Below are 22,464 nucleotides of genomic sequence, written 5' to 3'. Positions count from 1 at the left end.
TATTTACATGGAGAAATTATGAAAATAGAATTAGCGAAAAAAACGGATCTTGATAAACTTCTAGAAATATATAGAGAAGCTAGAGAATTTATGAAAAATAGCGGAAACAAAACCCAGTGGGGAGATAACAAACCATCTAAAGAAACTTTGGAAAGGGATATAGAAAATAAAAATCTCTACAAGGTAGTAGATTTTGATGAAATTGTGGGTGCATTTGCACTTATATATGGAGAAGATAAAACCTATCTTGAAATAGATGGCAAATGGTTAAATGATGAGCCTTATGCGACCTTGCATAGAGTGGCAAGCTCTGGAAAAGCTAGAGGAATTATGTCAGAAATTATAAAGTTTTCTGAAGAAAAATTTGAAAACTTAAGAATAGACACACACAAGAACAACCATAAGATGCTTGATAAGATAAGAGAAAATGGATTTACCTATTGTGGTGTAATTAAAATAGATGATGGAAGCCCAAGGGAAGCGTTCCAAAAGATTTCAAAAAAATAAAAAATAAAATTTAAAACTTAAATAATAAAAAGTAAAAAAATAAATTAATATAAGTTTAAAAAAAGCCTCCAAAAAATTTTTGGGGGCTTTTCATATATGCAATAAAAAAACCTCCCAAAAGAAGGTTTAAAAAAAGGCTTCTATTAAATAGGAAGCCTTAAAGTGCTCTTTCTACCTTTCCGCTTCTTAAGCATCTAGTACAAACGTCGATTCTTTTTGTAGTTCCGTTAACAACGGCTCTTACTCTTCTTAGGTTTGGAGCCCAAGATCTATTACCTCTTTTATGTGAGAAAGATATTGTATTACCAAATACTCTTTGTTTTCCACAGATTTCACATTTTTTTGCCATAGTGCCACCTCCATTCTTAATTGCACTCTATATTTTAACACAGTTTAATATATAATTGCAAATTTTTCAGCTCATAATGTACCAATAGATTATATACTTTTTTTTAAAAATTGTCCAGAAAAAATAATATTTGAAAAAATTTTAATAAGTGGTAATATATAGATTATGAGATTCATTATTATTTATGAATACCTGGACATATGTATTTATGCACCGATGTTCAACTAAATATCATTTAGAAAAATTTTAAAAAAATGAACTCAAATTTTTTAATGATAATACAGGAGGAAATATGAATAGCATTAAGAAATATTTTGCAGTAGTACTTGCGCTAAGTGTACTTCTTGTAGGCTGCAAATCAAATAATAAAACTACAAATAGCGCATCAAACGAAACAAGTGATGGAACTACTAAAACCATCTACACAACCATCTATCCAATCTATGATTTTACAAAGAAAATCGTTGGAGATAAGATGAACGTAGTCTACCTAGAATCAGGCAACCAAAGCGCCCATGACTTTGAACCATCTGCAGAAGATATGAAAAACATTACAAATGCAGATCTTTTCATATACAATGGAGCTGGACTTGAATCCTATATAGATAAAGTAAAATCAGCAATCAATAAGGACATCAAATTCGTTGAAGCATCTGAAGGCGTAAATCTTTTAGCTAACCACGAAGAACACGATCACGACCACGAAGATGAAGATCATGATCACAATCATGAAGGCGAAGACCACAATCACAACAATCATAACCACAATAACCACAACAATCATAATCATGACAATCACAATCATGACAATGGAAATCATAACGAAAATAATCACAACCACGATGAACATGAACACGGACATCACCATCATCACCATGGACCAAATGATCCACACGTATGGTTAAGTCCAAAAAATGCTCAAATAATGCTTAAAAACATTACAGAAGCAGTAGTTGCTCTTGATGAAGAAAACAAAGATTTCTACGAAGAAAATCTTAAAAAATATACAGATGAACTTACTAAACTAGACAGCGAATACAAAGATGGACTTGCAAATATCAAATCCAACGAAATTGTAGTAAGCCATGAGGCTTTTGGGTATCTATGTAATGAATATGGACTAACTCAAAAGGGAATCGAAGGAGTTATGGCTGAATCTGAACCAGATGCTAAGACTATAAAAGAAATAATCGAACTTGTAAAAGAAAAAGGCATTAAGATTATATTTACAGAAGAAGCTATGAATCCGAAAATAGTTGAAACTATTTCAAAAGAAACTGGTGCAGAAGTAAGAACTTTAAATCCAATCGAAGGAATTAGTGAAGACGACATGAATAAAGGTGTAGATTACTTCTCAATAATGAGAGATAATCTAAAGAATCTTGAAGAAGCATTAAATTAGAAAAAGGAGGGGAAGTCTTAGACTTCCCATTTTATTATGAGTATACTTAAGATAGAAAACTTAACATTCGCCTATGAAAGAGATATTATTCTAGACGATGTAAATTTAGAAATTGAAAAGGGAGATTTCGCAGCCTTAATAGGTCGAAATGGTTCGGGAAAATCCACTCTTATGAAACTTATTTTGAAGGAATTAGAACCAGATTCTGGTAAAATTTATACTACTGGAATAGAATCCACAGATATAGGATACGTTCCTCAACTTCAAATAGGAACCACAAGGGAATTTCCAATCACCGTTGGAGAATTAGTAAGTCTTGCATTTTATGACAGGCTTAGGGGATTTAAAAAAGTTTCACCAGAGATAAAAGATTCAATTCTATATGCACTTTCCCAAGTTGGAATGGAAGAAGAATATGAAACTCTCTATTCAAAACTAAGTGGAGGACAGAGACAGAGGGTTCTAATTGCCAAGGCTCTCGTTAAAAATACAAAATTTTTAATTTTAGATGAGCCGACAAATGGAGTTGATGAAAACTCTAGAAGAAGTCTCTATGAGCTCCTTCACCATCTAAATGCTGCTCATGATAAAACAATCTTGGTAATAACCCACGAACTTAGAGATGTTTCAAAATACTTAAATAAAACTTTTGAACTTAGTGAAAAGAAGATAAGGAGGCTATGATGGAAATATTTTCTTATCCTTACATGGTGAAAGCGTTGATAGTTGGATGCATCATAAGCCTTATTATTCCGCTTATGGGTGTGGTGGTAGTAAACAAAAAGATGTCCATCATAGGAGACGCCATGAGCCACGTGGCACTTGCAGGCGTTATGCTAGGATCTGTAATGAGTTTTCAGCCACTACTTATGAGCATAGTGCTCTGCGTATTTTCAGCAATTTTTATAGAAATTATTCGTAAAAAACTTCCAGGATATGCAGACCTGTCCACTTCTATCACCATGAGTACAGGAATAGGTCTTGCTGCATTATTAACTGGATTTGTAAAGACGAGGACAAATTTTGAATCGTTTTTATTTGGTTCAATAGTTGCAATAACAGATGAAGAGATGTGGATAGTAATCTTTGTATCAGCGGTGGTACTACTTTTATTTGTATATTTTTATAGAGATCTACTATATATATCATTCGACGAAAATTCTGCTAAAATAAGTGGAGTTCCAGTGGACCGTATCAATTTAATATTTATGATTTTGGTTGCACTTACAGTTTCACTATCTGCAAGAACCGTTGGGATTTTAATAATCAGTTCCCTTATGATTCTTCCGGTTGCCTGTGCTATGCAATTTGAAAAATCATATTTTAAGACGACGGTTATGTCATCTTTATTTGGAATATTTTTTACCATAACTGGACTTTTTCTATCCTTCTACCTTGGACTTAAGCCAGGTGGAACCATTGTCCTACTTGGAGTCATAACTCTAGTGGTGGTAATTCTTTTGAATAATAAAAAATGGGGTAAATAATTAATGAAAAAAACAAATGTAATGAGAATATTAGACAGTCACAAAATTAATTACAGAACCAGTTCCTATGATCCGGACGAAGCTTTAAGTGGAGTAGACGCAGCGGAAAAGCTTGGAGTAGACACTAAGATGGTCTATAAAACCTTGGTAACTGAATCTGGAGATTTAAATTTTGTATTTGTAATTCCAAGTGACGATAATTTGGATCTTAAAAAGGCTGCAAAAGCCTGTGGAGTCAAGAAAATAGAAATGTTAAAGGCAAAGAACCTCTTGCCACTAACAGGATACATCCACGGAGGATGCTCTCCCGTTGGCATGAAGAAATTATTTCCGACATTTATCCATAAGGATGCGGAAAATTTGGAAGAGTTCTACGTATCTGCAGGTCATATTGGAGAACAGATAATTATAAACCCAAAGGATTTAGCAAGTCTTGTAAATGCTAAGTTCTGCGACTTAATCAAAGAATAGAGGGATAAAATGTATAGAAAAACTTATGAAGAATGGATTAACTCTAGTTTTTTAAATGAAAGTGAAAGAGAAGAACTAAAAAATTTAAAAGACTCTGAAATCAATGATAGATTTTATAAAGATTTGGAATTTGGTACAGCAGGACTAAGAGGAATCCTTGGACTTGGAACCAATAGAATGAACGAATACGTAATCGCAAGAGCCACAAAAGGCTTAGCGAAGACTGTACTTGCAAGAGAAGGCGGCAAGGAAAAAGGCGTTGTAATTGCCCATGACGTAAGACATAAGTCCAAAGAATTTACAGAAATTGCTGCAAGAGTATTTGCAAGTATGGGAGTTAAATGTTATATATTCGATGGAATTAGACCAACTCCTATGCTATCCTATGCGGTTAGATACTTAAAAACACAAGCGGGAATAGTTATAACTGCTTCCCACAATCCAAAAATTTATAATGGATACAAAGTCTATTGGGACGAAGGATCTCAAATCCTAGACGATATCGCAAGTGAAATTCAAAATAATATTAAAGAATCTACCTATAATATAGAAGATTTACCAAGCCTAGAAGAAGCAAAAAAATCTGGATTGGTAGAAGTTTTAAAACATGACTTGGACGAATCCTACTTCGAAGAAACTCTAAAGAGAAGAATCCACGACGATGACGAACTAGATTTAGGTATCAAAATCGTATACACACCACTTAACGGAACTGGAAACAAACCGGTAAGACATGTGCTACAAGTGCGTGGATTTAAAAATGTGGAAGTTGTACCTGAACAAGAAAATCCGGATCCAGACTTCACCACAGTTGGATATCCGAACCCGGAAGATGTAGCTGCATTTAAATATGCGGTAGCTCTTGGGGAAAAGACTGATGCAGAACTTGTCTTTGCAACTGACCCAGACTGTGACAGAGTTGCTATGCTTGGCAAGTACGAAGGTGGTTACTACGCTTTTAATGGGAACCAAATAGGTTCAATGCTAACTTACTACATCTTAAGTGGACTTAAAGAAAAGAATAAAATTTCACAAAAAGGTGCAATCGTAAAATCCATAGTGACAGGAGATATGTCAGAGAAAATTGCAAAATCATTTGGCGTTGAAACTTTTGAAACTTTGACAGGATTTAAAAATATCTGTAACCTCCCAAATATTTGGGATAAAACCAAGGAACACGACTTTATATTCGGATATGAAGAATCCATAGGATATGTATATGGCAACCATGTAAGGGACAAGGACGGAGTGATTATCTCCATGCTCATCTGTGAAATGGCGGCATACTATAAAAAACAAGGACTAACTCTATACGAAGTTCTAGAAAAAATGTTTAGAGAATATGGATACTACACAGAATATCTAAAGAGTATAGTTCTGGAAGGAATCGAAGGCCAAAAGAGAATTGGAAGGATGATGGATTACTTCAGAAAGACAGAGTTTAAAGAATTTGGCGACATCAAAGTAAGAGAAGTAAATGACTACCTCCATGGATTCAATGGAAATCCAAGCTCCAATGTGCTTATCTACAAATTGGAAGACGGGTCTTGGTTCGCAGTCAGACCATCTGGAACTGAACCAAAAATAAAACTATACATCTATGCGAAAAGTAATGATAGAATAGAGTCAAGGGACAAAGTTTCTAAAATTGCAAAAGTTGTAGAAAGTACACTTTTAAGTGTAGAGTAAAGGAGAAAATATGATTTGTTTTTGTGACTTTAATCCAAGGCTCATAAAAGAATATAGCCTCGATGGATTTACAAGAGATAGAGAAAATACCGCTCAAACTACCAGTAGAAGCATAGGTACAACAGGGGTTACATCAGCGATGACCCTTAAAAAACTTGGAGAAAATTCCAAGGTTTTGACCTGTCTAGGCTTAGAAAATGGAAAAATAATCAGGGAATATCTTGAAAATTTAAGAATAGATACAGACATTGTAAAATTATTGGACGAATCCGTTGAACAGGTTAAAGTTACAATAAACTGTGAGAATAAAGATGGAGAAGTAGAAGATGAAGAAAACAAATCGTTCGACATCATCTCAAAAACTCCTAGGATGACTTCAGCAACGGAGACAGAAATACTTTCAAGAATCAACGAAATTTCAAAAGAAGATGGAATTCTCGTGCTAAATGAAACGGACAATTTAAATTTAGAGTCTGACTTCTACGAAAATGTAGCGATAATTGCAGAAAATAATAAGAAAGAAGTAGTAGCATCCTTTAGAGATGAAGTACTTATAAAAAATACAAAGATCAAGGGACTAGTAATCGACAAGACTCAACTGCAAAAATTAACAGGAGATCCAATTAGCTACGACAAAGACGTAGTAAGATCACTACAACCTAAGCTAAATATTTACGAAATGGTAGTAGCACTAGGTAGAGTGTCTGCAGTATTTGTAAGCAAAGATGAATCCTATAAACTTTCCATAGAAGGAATGGAAGTATCAACATTGGATAAAAATCTAATGCTCACAGGACTTGCCCTTGGACTTAGTAAAAAATATAGTTTAGACACCACATTAAAACTTGCATTTGCAATATCCGCATTTAAAAACTATAAAAGCGAAAACGATGTGGATATGAGCGATATTAAAGAGATAATGAACAAAGTTGTACTAAGGAGGCTAAATTGAAAAGATTTGAATTAGAAAGAGATAAGGCTGGATTTCTATTCATAGATATCCAAGACAAACTACTAGCAGCCATATTTAACAAAGATGACGTACTAAAAAATAATATAATACTAGCAAAAGCATCTGAAATAATGGGCATGAAAAATGTAATCACCCTCCAATATCCAAAGGGACTTGGACCAATGAATGCAGAAATAAGAAAGCCACTTGGAGATTCAATAGAACTTGAAAAATCTTATTTCTCCTGCATGAAGGACGAAAATTTCAAAGCTGAATTTGAAAAACAAGGAATAAAACAAGTAATCATAACAGGGATTGAAACTCATATCTGCGTATTCCAAACCGCAAGAGATATGATAGAAGCAGGATATGAAGTATTCATCGTAAGTGATGCAGTAGGATCTAGAGCAAAACTAAATTACAAAAATGCACTTAAAAACTTAAGAGAACTAGGCTGTGTTATAACTACCACAGAAACAGTACTATTCGACCTACTTAAAAAAGCAGGCTCTGATGAATTTAAAAAAGTACAAAATTTAATAAAATAAAATTTCCATACTAACAGCAAAAGCCACCGCAAAGGTGGTTTTTTCATGCTTAAAAATATTGAAGAAAAAACAAACTACAAAGACAGGGAATAAAAGGATGCTAGTTACAGAATTAATCCTAATGTAAGCACAATAAATTAGTTTATTGTAAACAGAAAAATGCTGTGATATTATGTTAGTGTAACAAATTTTAATTATATGAGGAGTGAAGTTACTGGTATGAAAAATATCGAAAACACTTGTAAAATCGCATTAGTACAAGCGGAACCAGTTATGTTTAATAAAAGTGCATCCCTTGAAAAGGCGCTTCAATATATTGATGAAGCTGCTAGCCAAAATTCAGAATTAATTGTTTTTCCGGAACTATTTATTCCAGGATATCCTGTTGGTATGAATTTCGGATTTAGCGTTGGGAAACGAAATGAGGATGGTCGTAAGGATTGGAAGAGATACTACGATGCTTCCATTGTAGTTGGAGATACTGAGTTCCAACAACTTTCAGAGAAAGCGAAAAAAATAGGAGCTTATATCAGCATTGGTTTTTCTGAGAGAGATGCCGTAAGCGGAACGCTCTACAATAGCAATGTTATTTTTGAACCAGATGGATCATATAAAGTACACAGAAAATTAAAACCAACTGGCTCTGAACGTGTAGTGTGGGGAGATGCAAATAAGGACTATTTCCCTATAACTGAAACACCATGGGGTCCAATAGGTAGCATGATTTGTTGGGAAAGCTATATGCCCCTTGCTCGTGTGGCACTTTACCAAAAAGGTATTACCATTTATATTTCACCTAACACTAATGACAATCCTGAGTGGCAAGCTACCATTCAACATATTGCAATCGAGGGCAAATGTTTCTTTGTAAATGCAGATATGATTATCAGACGCAGTTCATATCCTTCTGACTTGTGTGAGTACGATGTTGTAACTAAACTTCCAGAATTTGTATGTAGAGGTGGAAGCTGTATAATTGATCCTTATGGACATTATTTGACAGAGCCTGTGTGGGATGAAGAAACGATTATTTATGCAGAGCTTGATATGAGTTTGGTTTCTGCTTGCAAAATGGAACATGACGCTATCGGTCACTATGCTCGTCCTGATGTACTTGAACTTAAAGTAAACGATAAATAATTCTTGTATTCTAAATTATATTTGTGAGTTCAAAATTTAATAAAATAAAAATTCCATACTAACAGCGAAAGCCACCGTAAAGGTGGTTTTTTCATATAGGTATCTATTATAATGGTTTATAAGAGAAAGTTTTACAAAAGGAGGGAAAGATATGGAAAAAACTAAAAGATTTATAAAAGCATTTCTAATAATCATAGGATTTTTAATTTTTAATATATTTATAGATGCAATTGTAGGATTGCTTGTTCCTGGATTTATTTCTAATATTAAAACTGGCAACATACTAAATTCTAAAGATTTTGCAGCCTATGGAATTCTAGCTGGACAAATTTTGAAGATGATTATTTTAACATTTTTTATAAAAAAGAGGAACAAAGCTTTTGTTGCTAAATTAAATAGAAGATATATCCAAATGGGAAAGATCGACAAACCGATTAAATTAGTAGGAGTTGGACTAGGCACTGTCGGTTTTGGAATTATGTTTACAAATATAATAACTAAAGTATTTGCCGGCTCTGAACTTTTAAAATCTGCCAACGATCTAATGGAAAGTGTATTTAAAGTAAATGGACCTTTGGACGGAATAATAATTATTTTTGCAGTTGTTTTTGGAGCACCAATAGTTGAAGAGATACTTTTCAGGGGAGTTTTATTTGAGGAATTGAAGAAAGAAACCTCTCTGAAGATGACAATATTTTTGACGGCGTTAGTTTTTGGAATTTACCATTTCAATATTTTGCAGACTCCGAATACATTTTTTATGGGACTGGTCCTCGCATATGTTTACCACATGGAAAGGTCGATCAAAGCTCCAATCATCGTTCACGCTGTAAACAATTCGTTGGTGATGGTGCCGATACTAGACCAGGGACTAAGCCCAATTGGAATAGTAATTTATGTAGCATTAATATCAATAGGATTATATTCGCTTAAAAATCTAAATAAAAAAACTATTTAAAAATAATAAAATAAAAGAAACCACCTTAATCGTCACTAAGGTGGTTTTTCATGCTCAAATAATTTAACAAATAAAATGTAAACTTGTTTGTTGATAAATGCAATGAGATGATGAACCATACATGAAAAATATATACGAAAGACTAAATAAAGATATCGTATCCCATAATACATTATCTTATCCAAGGAAGTAATAAAAAAGGATATGAAATTTAAGTGCAATTGAACCTTTGTCCCAGATATGATATGATATTTGGGACAAAGGAGGATTGTAATGAGTTCATATACAGAAAAAATATCAGATAAAATAAATGATTTTGACTCACATAAAGTATTTTTTGCTAATGACTTTTTAGATATTGCTTCTTATGAAACTGCTAGAAAGACATTGAATAGAATGGTTAATGAAAGAAAAATTAAGCGTGTCATTGATGGCTTTTATTACAATCCAAGATACAGTGAATTAATTGGAGAGTACGAAGCAGTATCAATTCACGAGTTAGCACTTGCCATAGCAAGAAAATATAATTGGAATATTGCACCATATAGTAGCACAGCCTTAAACTTATTAGGACTATCCACACAAGTACCAACTCACTATAAATATATATCTAGTGGAAGATATAAGGAATATAAAATTGGGGATATGGTTTTAGAATTTAAAAAAGTAAATCCAGGAGAAATTGCCAATATGTCCCTAAAGACAGCGACAGTTATTCAAGCAATTAAGTCTTTGGGCAAAGAAAATATAACTAACGAAGTTATACAAAAGATAAGAGAAAGCTTAACTGAAAAAGAAAGAACAGACTTAATGAATGAATCAAAATCAGCGCCATCATGGATATATGAAGTAATAAGAGAAATTTCTGAGGACAAAAATGAATAAGTTTTATGTGGAAAACAAAGAAGACTTAAGAGTTTTAATAGTAAATACAGCCAGAAAGAAAAATATATCTGAAGCAGTTATTGAAAAAGACTATTGGGTTACTTTTATCTTAGACTATTTATTTAATGAAAATAAATGGAAGGAATATTTTACCTTTAAAGGTGGCACATCACTTTCTAAATGTTTTGGACTGATAGAAAGATTTGTCTTATGATATAGATCTAATCTTAGACTGGAGAGTATTAGGATATGAAGAAAGAGAACCATGGTTAGAAAGGTCAAATACCAAGCAAGATAAATTCAATAAAGAAGTTAACGAAAAAACAGAAGAATTTTTAAAAGATGAATTTTTAAAAGTTTTAGAACAAGATTTAAAGAATTTTGATTTTGAATTTTCAATAGATACAATAAACCCACAAACAATTCTATGTAAATATCCTAAAATTTTTGAATCTAACTATTTGACACAAAATATAAGGCTTGAAATAGGAAGCCTTGCAGCATGGACACCTGCAATTAGAGTTAAAATTTCACCAATAATTAGTGAAGCATATCCAAATGTATTTAAAGAAAAAACTAATATAAGAACAGTCTCAGCAGAGAGAACCTTTTGGGAAAAGGCAACTATACTTCATCATGAAGCGAATAGACCAGAATCTTCTTCTATGCCACATAGGTATGCAAGACACTTTTATGACCTATATAAAATAGCAAATTCAGATTTTAAAAACAAAGCCTTAGAGGATAAAGAATTACTAAAAAAAGTGACTGAATTTAAGATGAAATTCTACCCTAGAAAGTGGGCTAGGTATGAAGATGCATTAATTGGCAAATTGAAGTTAGTTCCAAGAGAGTACCGATTTTCTGAAATAGAAAAAGATTATAAGGCTATGTCAGAAATGATATATGGAGAATATCCAAAGTTTGAAGAGATTATAAAAGTTCTTCAAGAACTAGAAAAAGAAATTAATAAGTAATAAGTAAAATTAAGGAGATTATAATGAATGCACTAATAGTATTGGATGTACAAAAGGGGATATTAAAGAAAAAAGATTTTTCTGATACGCTAAATAATATTAAAATTCTAATTGATGATTTCAAAAAGAATAATGATGTTGTAATATTATTCAAGCATCTTTCGAATGATATCGACAGCCCATATTTTAAAGGCTCCGATGATGTGGAAATCTGCGAAGAACTTCTAGGATTGGGAGATTATGTGCTTGAAAAGACGTCATGTAATCCGTTTTATAAAACCAATCTTGCCCAAGTTTTAAAAGACAATGAAGTGTCTAAAGTTTATATTTGCGGTTTCAATACGGAGTATTGTTGTTTATTTTCGAGCATTATATGTTCCGACAGAGGCTATGAAACTATTTTTATTGAAGATGCTTCGGGAACATTTGGAGATGAAGAAATTTATGAAATGCCCGGATTAGATATTAATGATTTTATCGGTTCAATACTTAATTGGTCCGGAGAAGTTCAGGTTTTATATACTGAAGAGTATTTTAATGGATTTGATAATGAGAGAGAGTGAATTAAAAATAATGTCAAAATAGGCATTTAGCAATCGATGGATTTAAAGGTAATATTTATGATATCCAATTTGCCAGACATTGTCTGCAAAATTGACCTGACCCCATTAATGTGAACTCTTATCCATAAGCGAAATGGTAGATTAAGATTAGTTCCGGATAGATTTAGATTTTTTGAAATAGAAAAAGATTATAAGGCTATGAGTTAATTCTCATAGCCTTTAAATAATTATTTATCTTCTTCTACCATTTCTAAACATTCATCTAAATCGAATTCTTCTGTGAATTCTGGGTCCATATGGGTTAAGAAGTGCCAATCTTCTGAATCTTTTTTTCTATATAGGATTGCTTCTCCGTCTTCTGATCCGAAGTAGGCTCTTTCTACTTGGTAGCCTTTCTTTTCTAGATTTTTCTTTACTTCTAAATAATTATTTTCTCTCGCTTCGATATATTCTCTTAAATCTGAATTTGCTACTGTGTAGGCATCTACTCTCGTTGCACCTTCTAAGATTCCTTTTCCTTTTTTAGATAGGTTTGGAATTTCTTTCCAATATACTTCTACATCGCCATCTTCTGTAAACATAAACTTAGTTAGTGGTACTATGTTGCCATTTATTTCTAGTTCCATATAGTCAGAGATTGAATCTAGCTTTATAGTTTCGTATTCAAATCCGTCTATCTCTTCAAATTTGTATCCTTTAAGTTGAGATACAAATTTTCTTCCTTCTTCTATGGTGTCAAATAGTCCTAGCTCTGTGCTTATTCCATTTTGGTATAATTCTAATATAAACATTTTTTTCTCCTTATCTATTTAACTCTATTTCAAATTTAAAACTTGAATCGCCTTGGGTTGCTCTATACTTAATCTTGTAGTTTTTAAGAAGACTACTAACTATATAGAGCCCCAGTCCATTGCTATTCTTCTTACTTAGATCAAAATTTACATCAAAGATTTTATCTATATCGATACTACTTTTATTTTTATAAGTGTTTTCGATGTATATATATCCTTTTTCTGATCCTATATTTATACTACCATATTCGTCGGAATATTTAACTGCATTGGAAATTAAATTGGATAGTATTATTCGAAGGGCGGTCCTTCCAATATATATTTTTTCTTCGGAAATATTATTTTTTATACTAATATGTTTTTGGTTGGCCATGAGTTCATACTTATTTAAAACTCCATCCAAGATTTCAGAAACCTTTACTTCTTCTTCATCGTCCTTTAAATTTTCTAAAGATGAAACGGTGAGTATTTGAGAAATATTTTGAGAGAGTTCATCGGCAATTTCTATGCATTCATCGATATAATGGTCTCTGTCCTTGTATTTTCCAATTTTGTACTTCATGTTTTCAAGGATTATCTTAAGACTTGCAAGTGGAGTTTTGAGTTCGTGGGAGGATCCCTTCAAGAAGTCGTATTTTAATTTTTCAAGCTTTAGAATTTCTGAATTTTTTATTTCTACATCGTCGATGGATTTTAAAAGTGTGGAGTAGAGAGTATTTATCTGCTCTTTAAGCTGCCCCATTTCATCTTTTGAGTCCACCTTTAGTCTGACCTGACGATTTAGCTCCATCATCTTGTCTGTGACATTTTTTATCTCTTGTATATTATTTTTAATCATCCTCGCATAGATTAGTGAAACTATCGCTGAAAATAGAATTGAAGCGGATAGGGAATAGGGAAGAAATTTAAAACTCAGATTCTTCGCCTCTTTCTGCATATCTTTTGAAGATATGAATTGCAACTCAACCTTTTCTCCTGTATCGAGGCTGATCTCTCTTTCTTCGAGAATTAGAGAGTTGTTTGAGCCCTCTAGATCAATATTTATATCTCCAACCGGGATTTCATTTTCGTTTTCTTTAGATTTTACATAGGCTTTTATTTCACTGCTTTCAGAGTATAGTTTTAAAGCTTCTTCTATATTTTCTATCTTTCTACCTTCCATGCTGGCAGAAATTTCGTTGGCTCTCGTATAGATTTCTTCTTTTCTAGTTTCTAAGTAGGTCTTTGGAAATATAAAGAACACAAGCAGGTGAGTTAGGATGGTTATAGTTCCAAGAACTGAAAAAATCTGTATGAACATCTTTGGAAATATCTTTATATTTTTCATATTCTCTCCAATTTATATCCCACATTTCGAATGGTTACTATGCAATCGAGTTTTAGTTTTTTTCTAAGCTCTTTTACATATACGTCTATGACTCTGTCAAATGGGATCTCTTCCGTTTCTTTCCAAACACTATCTATGATTTGAGACCTTGTAAGCGCTCTTCCTTCGTTATCAAGTAGACATCTTAGTATTTCTAGTTCCTTGGCGTTTACGTCTATACTTTTACCGTCTACCTTTGCTGTGTAGCTGGTGAAGTTTACCTCTGTGTCTTTGTATTCAAAGAGCTCTACATCTTTGTAACTTTTCTTAATCAGTGAGTCGATTCTCGCTTTTAAAACCGGTAGAGAAAATGGCTTCTCCATATATCCGTCTGCCAAATTTGTAAAGGCATCTATTTTGTATTCTTCGTCGTTAAATGCAGTGAGCATAAGCACTGGAAGATTGCTCGTTTTCCTGATTTCTTTTAAGACTTCAAGTCCATTTATAAAAGGTATTTGAATATCTAAAATGACTAGATTTATAGATGGACCAAACTTTTGTAATGCTTCTTTTCCATCCTTCGCCTCTAGGACAGTATAGTTAAATTCGCTCAAATATTCACTTATACCTTCTCTTATGGTACGGTCATCTTCAACTACTAATATTTTCATAATACCTCCTTTACTTATAATTATTATACTAAAAAACAGATTAATTGTGTGGATTTTGATATGTATAAAAAAAGAACCATAGTTATAACCATGATTCTTTTATGTTAACATCTTTTTTTATACTTAGTTTTTAAAACTATAATCAATTGCGTGTACAGGGCATGCATTCTTACACCTTGCACATCTTATACATTCTAAACTATTGCAATTTTCAACTGGATTTACATTCATTTGGCAAACTCTTGCACATTTGCCACAATTTATACATTTGTCCTTGTCCAGTCTATATCTAAACATAGAGATTGGATTGAAAAGTGAATAGATTGCTCCTAGTGGGCAGATGTACTTGCAGAAAGGTCTATAGACTATTATTGAAAGTAGGATGGTACCAATAAGTATAGCGCCTTTCCAATAGTATAAAAATCCAATGGCAGACCTCATAGTTTTATTTAGAAGTACTAGAGGGATTCCACCTTCCAACATGCCGACAGGGCATATGAGCTTACAGAAGTATGGTGAGCCTTGGCCAAGTACATCCACTAGGAATAGGGGTAGAATTATGACAAATACAATTAGTATGAAATATTTCAATCTTCTTAAATATTTATCGTATTTAAAAGTTTTAATCTTTTTAAATCCAGGAATTTTGTAGAGTAGATCTTGGATTAGTCCGAAGGGGCATAGCCACCCGCAGACAAACCTACCCATGAGTGCTCCTATGAAGAATAGAAAACCAACTACATAGTAGCTAAACTTATAATTTGAATTTCCTATTACCGCTTGGAGAGAACCGATGGGACAGGAGCCTTTGGCTCCCGGACATGAATAGCAGTTCATGCCGGGAACGCAAAGCTGTTTTAGTTTTCCAGTATATATTTTTCCAGTTTTAAATCCTTCAAAGAATGAATTGGTGATCATAAACCAGAGAAATTGAAAACAATGTCTAAAATTGTCTCTAGTCTTATAGATTTCTTTTTTGGATTTAAACTTTTTTTCTGTTTTAATATTATCCAATGCCGATACACTCCATACAAATTCTTATGGCTTTTTCAAGCACTACTTTAACTTCTCCATTTTGGTATCCGTAGTAGGTCATAGCCACACTCGTTACAAGAAGGAGAAGAGTAAAGTAGCGACTTTTAATTATCTTTTTCATTATATTTATTTTATTTATTTAAATTTGCAAGTTCTTTTTCAACGATTTCTTTCCAGTCATTGAAATTGTGAGAACCAGAATAAGTTTCTCCAACAATCTTTCCATTCTTATCTACGAAGAAAGTTTCTGGTAGAGCTTGGATGCCGTTAAGTCTTCCATTGAAGTTAGTCTTATCAGGCATTAGGAATGGATAGTTTGCTTTAGTTTTTTCGTGAATTAGTTTTGATTTTTCGATTGCGTCTTTATTTTCTCCGTTATCATCTACAGTATCAGTTACGATTCCAACGATATTAACGCCTTTAGACTTCATTTCTTCTTGAAGTTTAACTAGATCAGGGATTTCTTTAACGCAAGCAGTACACCAGGTTGCAAATACATTTACCATGGTTAGGTCGTATTTTTCGAAATCAGCCTTAGAAAATTCTTTGCCTTCGATATCTTTAGTTACGATATTACTTAGATCAGTTACACCTTCTCCACCAAATGGAACTGTGTTTTCAAGATCAGTCTTTTCAGCTAGGACAAAACCATTTTCAGGTCTAGCTTTTTTATCAATAATATTTACTTCAGTCTTATCTAGTTCTTCAGCAAATTTGCTAGCTTTATTTGTGCTTAGGTAGTATTCGAATTCTCCGTCAGAAGAAGTTCCTAGATTTTTGTGAGTATCACACTTAGTAATTTTAGAAATTTCATCTTCGGAAGTGCCTTTCTTGAACATACCAAGAGTTCCGATTCTTTCAAGGCCGTTTTGCCATTCAACATAACCTTCGCCCATCTTATTTATTTCTGCATTCTTTTGTTCTTCAGTAAGAGAACTAAAAGTTAACATGGCATACTTTAAATCTTGGTCAATAGGACTTTGGTCATCTAGCATTCCAATATCTTTGTTCTTCATACCTTCTAGAATCTTGTCGTTTAACTTGAACTTAAGACCTAGAAATTCGTAGGTGTATTCGTCCTTAGGTTGTAGACAGTAGTCAGCAGGCTTGAAAGTTTCGTTATTGTCTTTTTGATTAGCTTCAAAAGACATACCAGATTCATTAGTTTTTATTTCTTTGTTATTTTTTGCATTGCCATCTTTCTTTTGGCAACCAACTGTACTTAAACTTAAACAAATAGTAAGTACAAGAGATAATGTTTTAAGTAAATTCTTTTTCATATTTCCTCCTAAAATTTAAAAGTAATCTGTCGGGATAAAATCTATTTCCCAATAGCTTATAAATCAATTCTATAGGTAAATTATGAAACGTTTATGAAATGGCAAAATATTTTTTTAAAAAAATTTTTATAGGCGAAAATACTTGAAAAAACCCCCATCTTCAAGTTAAACAGTTAGCGTTTTTCGAAAATTTATGTTAATTTCTTTAAAATGTCGGGTAACAATTAAACGTTGCACGCAAAATTTTAAGATTTAAAATTTAAAATTTATTGACATGATGAAAAGAAAGGATGAGAAAATGGAAAGATTAAAAGACGTTGTGGATAAGAAAAAAGAAAAATCCGCAAATACAAAACCAAAATACGGTATGCGTAAACTAAGCGTAGGTTTAGTACCTGTGTTCTTAGGAGCAATAGTACTAATACCTGGAGTGGGTTACGCAAAAGAAGTAAGTGTTGGAGCAACTAGCGCACCAAGAACTGAAATAGTAGGAGAGGTTTTGTCTAGGAGAGATGACAAAAAAGATGAAGAATATGCTATACAAAAAGTAGAAGCAGTTTCTAACCAAGAAGGATTAGAAGCTACAAGCACAAGTAGATCTTCTGCAAATATAGTAGAAGAAAATGAATCTATAAATAAAAATTCAAAAGAAAATGATAAAGAAATTGTAAAGGTTTTAAATGAAGATAAGTTTACTGTAGAAAATAAAGAAGAAAAATCTGAATCTAAAGACACAAATACACAAGACGGCGAAAAATCAGCAGTAAATGAAGATCTTCAAACATCAGAGGAAAAAATTCCAGAAGGTCAACAAACTGGTCAAAACAGTGAAGCGGTAGAAGATGGAACTCAAACTGAAGGAGATAAAAATCTTCAAAAAGCAGACGACCCAAATTATGATGAAGATGAAAAAAATATAAAAGACTATAGTGGTAGCGAACGTTATAGGGAAACCGACCTACAACCGGGAGATACAAATCAAGAGAGTCCTGTGACTGATCAGGGAGAAGTGAAAGATGGTTTAGAATTCAATATTAAAAACCCATCAAAGACTTCACCAAGTAAGACTGAATATGGTTACCAAATTACCATAGACAAGAAGACTGGTCAAAGAACCTATACTAAGATTTATGTTACGGATTCTGGTAATTTACCTGTTGATAAAGGAAACAAGAAAATGATGAGTGAAGGAGATAAGTTAACTCCTGAATCTCCTGATGTAACCTATAAGCCAAATGAAAATACAGGAATTGCGGCTTCTAGGTCACAAAGAAATTTGAACTATGAGGCCAGTGAAGAAACCTTAAAGCATATAAATAACAAGGATAACTCCTCCACATCTTTCGGTATGAAAGACAATTACACTCAAGATAACCCAAGAGTTAAGTTTTTTGGTGGTAACTTCGCTTTAGGCTACAAGGTCAACCCATGGCCTAATGAAAATGACAAGCTAGAGCTTATGAAGCTAAGCGGCGAATACAATGAAAAGGTATTTGTCCAAGGCCAAGACATTGACACGGGTGTTAAGGTAGACAATATTGACGCAAACGCCAAGGATAGACTAGTAGGTCAAGTCTATAACCCTATTACAGGAGCGATTGTTCCAGGAGCAAGTGCCTATATTGGCGACAATGGCAATATCCACATTAAGATGCCGGAAGGAGCCCTAAAGAAGGACGAAAATGGCAAGACTGTCGTCAATGAAGACTCCATCTTCAATACGCCTGACTATAAGGCCCTTCAAAATCTAGATGTCAAATTCTTTGTCCGTCCAAGAACAGCAGAAGAATTTAAAACCATAGCAGAAATACCAGACGAATTTGGTGAAAAAGGAACATACACAGGCTCAGAAGCCGGTACTGCCGACATCAACCATAAGGGAAAAAATGTCACAATAGATAAACAAGGTATCGACCGCTACGACCACTATAACCTTGTAGGTGGATTCAAGCTAAACCTTGACGATACAAGATACTATAATCAGTCCTTCGAAGATGAAGACGGCAAGGCTACAGAAGGTAGAACTTATTTAAATGTAAATCCGGGCGAGGATTTTACAGTTCAAATGTTTACGCCAGCGAACCCAAGTAAAAATGATAAGACTGCGGATGAGATGAATGAAGCAGATAAAAATGGAGAAGCTGCTGGTAGGATTATCATGGACTTTATTAATCGCGAAAACAAAGGGAAGGCAGAAGAAGATCAGTGGAAGTTAGAAGTTGACGCACATGATATTTCTAAATTTACAGTCAAACCACCCAAATCCGCCAAAGCCGGAGACTTTATCGCCGTTCCTGTAGAATACACCTACACAAACGGATCTAAAGACCTCCACTATTTCCACTTTGTAGTTAAAGAGTCGACTTATATCAAGCCGGAATACGACGCTCAAGTAAACTACCCGGTCAATGAGCAAACATCAGAGGCAACAGTTCCACAAGATACTAAGAGAATAAAACCGAACCACTATACGCTTCCGGATACTCTGGAAACTGATGAAGCTGGTAACAAGCTAGCTACAGATGATAAGGGAAATAAATGGACTGTAAAAGTTGATGAAACAACAGGTAAGGTTACTGCCAAGCCTGTAGACCCTAAAGCCTTTGACGGTGGGGAAAAGCTTACAGTACCTGTAATTGCCCACTATGCAGATGAACAAAAGCCGGGAAAAGATATCACCGAAGAAGCCAATGCCTACTTCGTAATCGAAGAAAAGGCCAATATGACGGCACGTTATAATGCCAAGGCAGGTAAGTCAGGAGATAAGCTTTCTTCAGATGTTATCTTAAATACAGAAGATAAATACAACAGAAGACCAGGTAAATACACCTTAGATTCACCAACCTACACAGATGATAAGGGCAATACTTGGAATGTAACAATAGATGAAACAAGTGGTAAGGTTACAGCAACTGTACCAAATGCTGAAGAAGGCAAGTCAATAGACGGTGCCCTACTAAATGTCCCAGTAACAGCCCACTACTACGAAGAAGACGCAGAAGGAAATAAGGTTGAAGCTGGCACAAAGAAAACAGAAGTACAATTTGTAGCATCAGGTACAAAAGGTAAACACACCTACACAGAAGAACTCCCATTTGAAGTAGAAGTTAGAAAAGACCCAAGACTAAAGAAGGGTGAATGGAAATACGCTACTGATGATAAAGGAAATGAATTAAGGGGAGAAAAGGGAGAACAAGAAGTAACCCTTACTATAGAAAACTCTGAGGTAACTGATACTTCTGCGCCAAAAGTTATTAAAAAAGCTAGAAATGCAGTTGTCTTAGTTGGTGAAGGTACAAATTACGGTACTCACGAGATAAAAGAAAAGAAAGAACTTCCTTTCGAAACAAAATACGTGTATGATGAAAATCTAGAAGCTGGCCAAAGAGAAGAAACTGGTGGAGAACCAGGAGAACAAGAAAGAACAAATACTCTTGTAATCAAAGATGGAAAAGTAACTGAAAATAAAGAAGGCGAATTTAAAACAACTAAAGACCCTGTAGATAAGGTAATTAAGATTGGTATCAAACCAATTGTCAAAGAAGTTGAAAAGCCATTTGAAACAGAATACATCTATGATGAAAATGAAGAAATGGGCAAGGAAGAAGAAGTAACTCCAGGTGAAAATGGCAAGGTTACTATAACAACTTCTTATGATAAAGACCAAAAGAAACTCGTAACTAATAAAGTAACAAAAGATCCTGTTAAGAGAGTTGTAAAAGTTGGTATCAAACCAGTTATGAAGGAAGAACCAATTCCACACGAAACTGAGTACAAACACAATCCTGAACTAAAGGCTGGAGAAGTTAAGAAAATAAAAGAAGGTACTCCAGGTAAGGTTACTGTCACAACTACTTTCAACAAGGAAACTGGCAAGCTTGAAACCAAGGTAGAAAGAACTGAGCCAACTAAGGCGGTTTATGAATATGGTTCTAAGACAACTGGTGAAGTGAAAGTGAAGTCTAATATTCCATTTGAAGTAGAAATCATTGAAGACAATACAATGGATGCGGGTACTCACAAGGTTGAACAAGAAGGGGAAAATGGCGAAAAAGAAACGACTATCGTCATCGAAAACAGTAAAGAAATAGAAGACAAGAGAAAAGAAGAAATTACTAAAAAACCTGTTAAGAAAATTATTAAAGTAGGCACAAAACCAAACGATAAGATGTGTCCGGCACCCGTTGAACCAGAAAAACCAGAAGATAACAAACCAGGAAAATCTAGTGAAGAAAATTTTGGTGGAGAAAATCATAATAAACCTAATGAGAATGTAAATCCAGGAGAACAATCTGACAATAACAAACCTAATAAAAAAGACAATAATTCTTCAAATTCTGAAAATAAAGAACCAGGAAATGCTGAACAAGATAAATCAGATAAAGAATCTGAACAAGAAAAATCTAGTGAAACTAAAAGTAATCCAAGTGGAGCATCTTCAGATAAACTTGAAAAATCTAGTGAAGATGAAAAATCACCAGAAGAACTTGGCGAATATTATGTTTCTAAAAACAAAGATTCTGAAACTATTAAAGGTAAAAAAGCTAAATCTAATACAAATATAAACGATTATGCAAAAGCACCTAAGACTTATGATGCTGGAATCGATGGATATGCAGGCATTGCTGGTCTTGCTGCTTCAGCGCTAGCATTTTTACAAAGAAGGAAAAAAGAAGACGAAAAATAATAAAAATGAGGAGGGTTAAATTGAAGAAAAAGTTAATAAGTATAATTCAGTTCCTCCTTGTTATAATCATAGCTTGGTCTGGTTATAAAATCTATAATTATCAAATGGATAACAATTCTTACGACAAATTAAAGGTGGATTATTCTTCAAGGTTGGAAGAAATTACTAATAGTATTTCTGATAATTCTGATGATGCTTTAGATAAAGAGATAAAGGCAGGTAGAGAATTTGTGGAGTCACTTCACAAATCTTATCCAGATGTCATTGGAAGAATATATATAAAAAATTTGGATTTAGATTTTCCTATTGTTAAGGGGAATGACAATTCATTCTACCTTGACCATGATTACACTGGAGCTTATCATCCTTTCGGCGCTGTGTTTATGGATGCGAGAAATTCAAATGACTTCTCTGATCAAAATACTATTCTCTATGGACACAATGTCAGATCTGGTCATGTTTTTAATTCTTTGAATAAATATAGAGACCCTTCATACCTGGAGGATAATCCTTATATAATCGTAGATACTTTAAACGGAAGATTTATCTATAAAATTTTTGCCGTATACGATGCGGATGCCTATGAAAATTATAGATCAACTAGCTATGATGAGAATGAGTGGAAAGAGTTATTATCTCGAATAGAAAAGAAGAATATTATAAATAGTGATCTTCCAAAATTTGGAGAAAAATTTCTTACTCTGTCCACTTGTTCAGATATAGACGATAGAATGGCAGTGCAAGCTGTACTACAAAAATAAATTTA

General features: G+C 33.6%; 20 protein-coding genes and 3 pseudogenes. 16 read left to right on the top strand and 7 right to left on the bottom strand.

Going from position 1 to position 22,464, the window contains the following annotated elements; translation table 11 throughout:
* Positions 1 to 18 precede the first annotated feature (18 nt).
* Positions 19 to 507: a GNAT family acetyltransferase gene (locus tag HMPREF1252_RS01085; protein ID WP_023058968.1), complete on the top strand. Its 489-nt coding sequence runs from the start codon at positions 19 to 21 to the stop codon at positions 505 to 507.
* A 157-nt stretch (positions 508 to 664) separates the two neighbouring features.
* On the opposite strand, the gene rpmB is transcribed toward HMPREF1252_RS01085, so the two are convergent.
* Positions 665 to 856, bottom strand: a complete 192-nt coding sequence (gene rpmB / locus HMPREF1252_RS01080; protein WP_008902546.1) for a 50S ribosomal protein L28 — start codon at positions 854 to 856, stop codon at positions 665 to 667.
* Between the two features lie 292 nt (positions 857 to 1,148).
* Between rpmB and HMPREF1252_RS01075 the strand changes: the two genes are divergently transcribed.
* The 13 genes and pseudogenes from HMPREF1252_RS01075 to HMPREF1252_RS10050 all read left to right on the top strand — a co-directional run.
* Positions 1,149 to 2,258 (top strand): metal ABC transporter solute-binding protein, Zn/Mn family, encoded by a 1,110-nt coding sequence (locus HMPREF1252_RS01075; protein ID WP_023059073.1) that lies wholly within the window; start codon positions 1,149 to 1,151, stop codon positions 2,256 to 2,258.
* A gap of 36 nt (positions 2,259 to 2,294) precedes the next feature.
* A complete protein-coding gene (locus HMPREF1252_RS01070; protein WP_023059092.1) occupies positions 2,295 to 2,942 on the top strand; it encodes a metal ABC transporter ATP-binding protein in 648 nt (215 codons plus the stop codon).
* Positions 2,942 to 3,745: a metal ABC transporter permease gene (locus HMPREF1252_RS01065; protein ID WP_023059075.1), complete on the top strand. Its 804-nt coding sequence runs from the start codon at positions 2,942 to 2,944 to the stop codon at positions 3,743 to 3,745. Before HMPREF1252_RS01070 ends, HMPREF1252_RS01065 begins: the two co-directional genes overlap by 1 nt.
* Positions 3,746 to 3,748: 3 nt before the next feature.
* Entirely contained in the window at positions 3,749 to 4,216 is a 468-nt protein-coding gene (gene ybaK, locus HMPREF1252_RS01060) for a Cys-tRNA(Pro) deacylase (protein ID WP_023058965.1), read from the top strand.
* 9 nt (positions 4,217 to 4,225) lie between these two features.
* Complete coding sequence (locus tag HMPREF1252_RS01055; protein WP_023059077.1) at positions 4,226 to 5,905, top strand: phospho-sugar mutase; 1,680 nt, start codon at positions 4,226 to 4,228, stop codon at positions 5,903 to 5,905.
* Positions 5,906 to 5,915: 10 nt separating this feature from the next.
* Positions 5,916 to 6,857 (top strand): PfkB family carbohydrate kinase, encoded by a 942-nt coding sequence (locus HMPREF1252_RS01050; protein WP_023058936.1) that lies wholly within the window; start codon positions 5,916 to 5,918, stop codon positions 6,855 to 6,857.
* The gene (locus HMPREF1252_RS01045) at positions 6,854 to 7,405 is read left to right on the top strand and encodes a hydrolase (protein ID WP_008902539.1); all 552 of its coding nucleotides are present in this window, start codon (positions 6,854 to 6,856) and stop codon (positions 7,403 to 7,405) included. Before HMPREF1252_RS01050 ends, HMPREF1252_RS01045 begins: the two co-directional genes overlap by 4 nt.
* A gap of 219 nt (positions 7,406 to 7,624) precedes the next feature.
* Positions 7,625 to 8,545, top strand: a complete 921-nt coding sequence (locus HMPREF1252_RS01040) for a carbon-nitrogen hydrolase family protein (RefSeq protein ID WP_023059047.1) — start codon at positions 7,625 to 7,627, stop codon at positions 8,543 to 8,545.
* Positions 8,546 to 8,696: 151 nt separating this feature from the next.
* Positions 8,697 to 9,503 carry a CPBP family intramembrane glutamic endopeptidase gene (locus HMPREF1252_RS01035; RefSeq protein ID WP_023058991.1) on the top strand — a complete coding sequence of 269 codons (807 nt, stop codon included), beginning with the start codon at positions 8,697 to 8,699 and terminating at the stop codon, positions 9,501 to 9,503.
* A 273-nt stretch (positions 9,504 to 9,776) separates the two neighbouring features.
* Positions 9,777 to 10,388 (top strand): DUF6088 family protein, encoded by a 612-nt coding sequence (locus tag HMPREF1252_RS01030; RefSeq protein ID WP_023059005.1) that lies wholly within the window; start codon positions 9,777 to 9,779, stop codon positions 10,386 to 10,388.
* Positions 10,381 to 11,365: pseudogene (locus HMPREF1252_RS01025) on the top strand (nucleotidyl transferase AbiEii/AbiGii toxin family protein). Before HMPREF1252_RS01030 ends, HMPREF1252_RS01025 begins: the two are co-directional and overlap by 8 nt.
* A 23-nt stretch (positions 11,366 to 11,388) precedes the next feature.
* Positions 11,389 to 11,793 (top strand): annotated as a pseudogene (locus HMPREF1252_RS01020) (isochorismatase family protein); the annotation flags it as partial.
* A pseudogene (locus HMPREF1252_RS10050) lies at positions 11,765 to 11,827 on the top strand (hypothetical protein); the annotation flags it as partial. The pseudogenes HMPREF1252_RS01020 and HMPREF1252_RS10050, both read left to right, overlap by 29 nt.
* Positions 11,828 to 12,155: 328 nt before the next feature.
* Here HMPREF1252_RS10050 and HMPREF1252_RS01015 read toward each other — a convergent pair.
* The 6 genes from HMPREF1252_RS01015 to HMPREF1252_RS00990 all read right to left on the bottom strand — a co-directional run bounded on the left by HMPREF1252_RS01015 (position 12,156) and on the right by HMPREF1252_RS00990 (position 17,011).
* Positions 12,156 to 12,719, bottom strand: a complete 564-nt coding sequence (locus HMPREF1252_RS01015; RefSeq protein ID WP_023058940.1) for a hypothetical protein — start codon at positions 12,717 to 12,719, stop codon at positions 12,156 to 12,158.
* 10 nt (positions 12,720 to 12,729) lie between these two features.
* Entirely contained in the window at positions 12,730 to 14,046 is a 1,317-nt protein-coding gene (locus HMPREF1252_RS01010) for a HAMP domain-containing sensor histidine kinase (protein ID WP_023059037.1), read from the bottom strand.
* Entirely contained in the window at positions 14,043 to 14,696 is a 654-nt protein-coding gene (locus tag HMPREF1252_RS01005; RefSeq protein WP_023059122.1) for a response regulator transcription factor, read from the bottom strand. The genes HMPREF1252_RS01010 and HMPREF1252_RS01005 overlap by 4 nt, the downstream gene beginning before the upstream one ends.
* 123 nt (positions 14,697 to 14,819) lie before the next feature.
* Complete coding sequence (locus HMPREF1252_RS01000) at positions 14,820 to 15,614, bottom strand: 4Fe-4S binding protein (protein WP_369756119.1); 795 nt, start codon at positions 15,612 to 15,614, stop codon at positions 14,820 to 14,822.
* Positions 15,615 to 15,702: 88 nt separating this feature from the next.
* The gene (locus HMPREF1252_RS09780; protein ID WP_036746696.1) at positions 15,703 to 15,855 is read right to left on the bottom strand and encodes a CD1871A family CXXC motif-containing protein; all 153 of its coding nucleotides are present in this window, start codon (positions 15,853 to 15,855) and stop codon (positions 15,703 to 15,705) included.
* 7 nt (positions 15,856 to 15,862) lie between these two features.
* A complete protein-coding gene (locus tag HMPREF1252_RS00990) occupies positions 15,863 to 17,011 on the bottom strand; it encodes a TlpA disulfide reductase family protein (protein ID WP_023059099.1) in 1,149 nt (382 codons plus the stop codon).
* A gap of 298 nt (positions 17,012 to 17,309) precedes the next feature.
* Between HMPREF1252_RS00990 and HMPREF1252_RS00985 the strand changes: the two genes are divergently transcribed.
* Together HMPREF1252_RS00985 and srtB are read left to right on the top strand one after the other, a co-directional pair.
* Positions 17,310 to 21,698 carry an adhesin domain containing protein gene (locus tag HMPREF1252_RS00985; protein WP_023058978.1) on the top strand — a complete coding sequence of 1,463 codons (4,389 nt, stop codon included), beginning with the start codon at positions 17,310 to 17,312 and terminating at the stop codon, positions 21,696 to 21,698.
* Between the two features lie 20 nt (positions 21,699 to 21,718).
* Positions 21,719 to 22,459, top strand: a complete 741-nt coding sequence (gene srtB / locus HMPREF1252_RS00980; RefSeq protein ID WP_023059063.1) for a class B sortase — start codon at positions 21,719 to 21,721, stop codon at positions 22,457 to 22,459.
* Positions 22,460 to 22,464 lie beyond the last annotated feature (5 nt).

The sequence above is a fragment of the Peptoniphilus sp. BV3AC2 genome (genome assembly GCF_000478945.1).
Classification (GTDB): domain Bacteria; phylum Bacillota; class Clostridia; order Tissierellales; family Peptoniphilaceae; genus Peptoniphilus_B; species Peptoniphilus_B duerdenii.
The sequence above is the reverse complement of the archived record's forward strand: the minus strand, read 5'-3'. Positions and strand labels throughout refer to the sequence as shown.

What these genes read in the sequence shown, in the direction of transcription:
- HMPREF1252_RS00990 (WP_023059099.1), bottom strand. Translation starts at nt 17,011, where the DNA reads ATGAAAAAGAATTTACTTAAAACATTATCTCTTGTACTTACTATTTGT.
- HMPREF1252_RS01050 (WP_023058936.1), top strand. Translation starts at nt 5,916, where the DNA reads ATGATTTGTTTTTGTGACTTTAATCCAAGGCTCATAAAAGAATATAGC.
- HMPREF1252_RS01015 (WP_023058940.1), bottom strand. Translation starts at nt 12,719, where the DNA reads ATGTTTATATTAGAATTATACCAAAATGGAATAAGCACAGAGCTAGGA.
- HMPREF1252_RS01040 (WP_023059047.1), top strand. Translation starts at nt 7,625, where the DNA reads ATGAAAAATATCGAAAACACTTGTAAAATCGCATTAGTACAAGCGGAA.
- HMPREF1252_RS01010 (WP_023059037.1), bottom strand. Translation starts at nt 14,046, where the DNA reads ATGAAAAATATAAAGATATTTCCAAAGATGTTCATACAGATTTTTTCA.
- HMPREF1252_RS01055 (WP_023059077.1), top strand. Translation starts at nt 4,226, where the DNA reads ATGTATAGAAAAACTTATGAAGAATGGATTAACTCTAGTTTTTTAAAT.
- HMPREF1252_RS01030 (WP_023059005.1), top strand. Translation starts at nt 9,777, where the DNA reads ATGAGTTCATATACAGAAAAAATATCAGATAAAATAAATGATTTTGAC.
- HMPREF1252_RS01075 (WP_023059073.1), top strand. Translation starts at nt 1,149, where the DNA reads ATGAATAGCATTAAGAAATATTTTGCAGTAGTACTTGCGCTAAGTGTA.
- rpmB (WP_008902546.1), bottom strand. Translation starts at nt 856, where the DNA reads ATGGCAAAAAAATGTGAAATCTGTGGAAAACAAAGAGTATTTGGTAAT.
- HMPREF1252_RS00985 (WP_023058978.1), top strand. Translation starts at nt 17,310, where the DNA reads ATGGAAAGATTAAAAGACGTTGTGGATAAGAAAAAAGAAAAATCCGCA.
- HMPREF1252_RS01070 (WP_023059092.1), top strand. Translation starts at nt 2,295, where the DNA reads ATGAGTATACTTAAGATAGAAAACTTAACATTCGCCTATGAAAGAGAT.
- HMPREF1252_RS01005 (WP_023059122.1), bottom strand. Translation starts at nt 14,696, where the DNA reads ATGAAAATATTAGTAGTTGAAGATGACCGTACCATAAGAGAAGGTATA.
- HMPREF1252_RS01035 (WP_023058991.1), top strand. Translation starts at nt 8,697, where the DNA reads ATGGAAAAAACTAAAAGATTTATAAAAGCATTTCTAATAATCATAGGA.
- HMPREF1252_RS01065 (WP_023059075.1), top strand. Translation starts at nt 2,942, where the DNA reads ATGGAAATATTTTCTTATCCTTACATGGTGAAAGCGTTGATAGTTGGA.
- ybaK (WP_023058965.1), top strand. Translation starts at nt 3,749, where the DNA reads ATGAAAAAAACAAATGTAATGAGAATATTAGACAGTCACAAAATTAAT.
- HMPREF1252_RS01085 (WP_023058968.1), top strand. Translation starts at nt 19, where the DNA reads ATGAAAATAGAATTAGCGAAAAAAACGGATCTTGATAAACTTCTAGAA.
- HMPREF1252_RS01000 (WP_369756119.1), bottom strand. Translation starts at nt 15,614, where the DNA reads ATGATCACCAATTCATTCTTTGAAGGATTTAAAACTGGAAAAATATAT.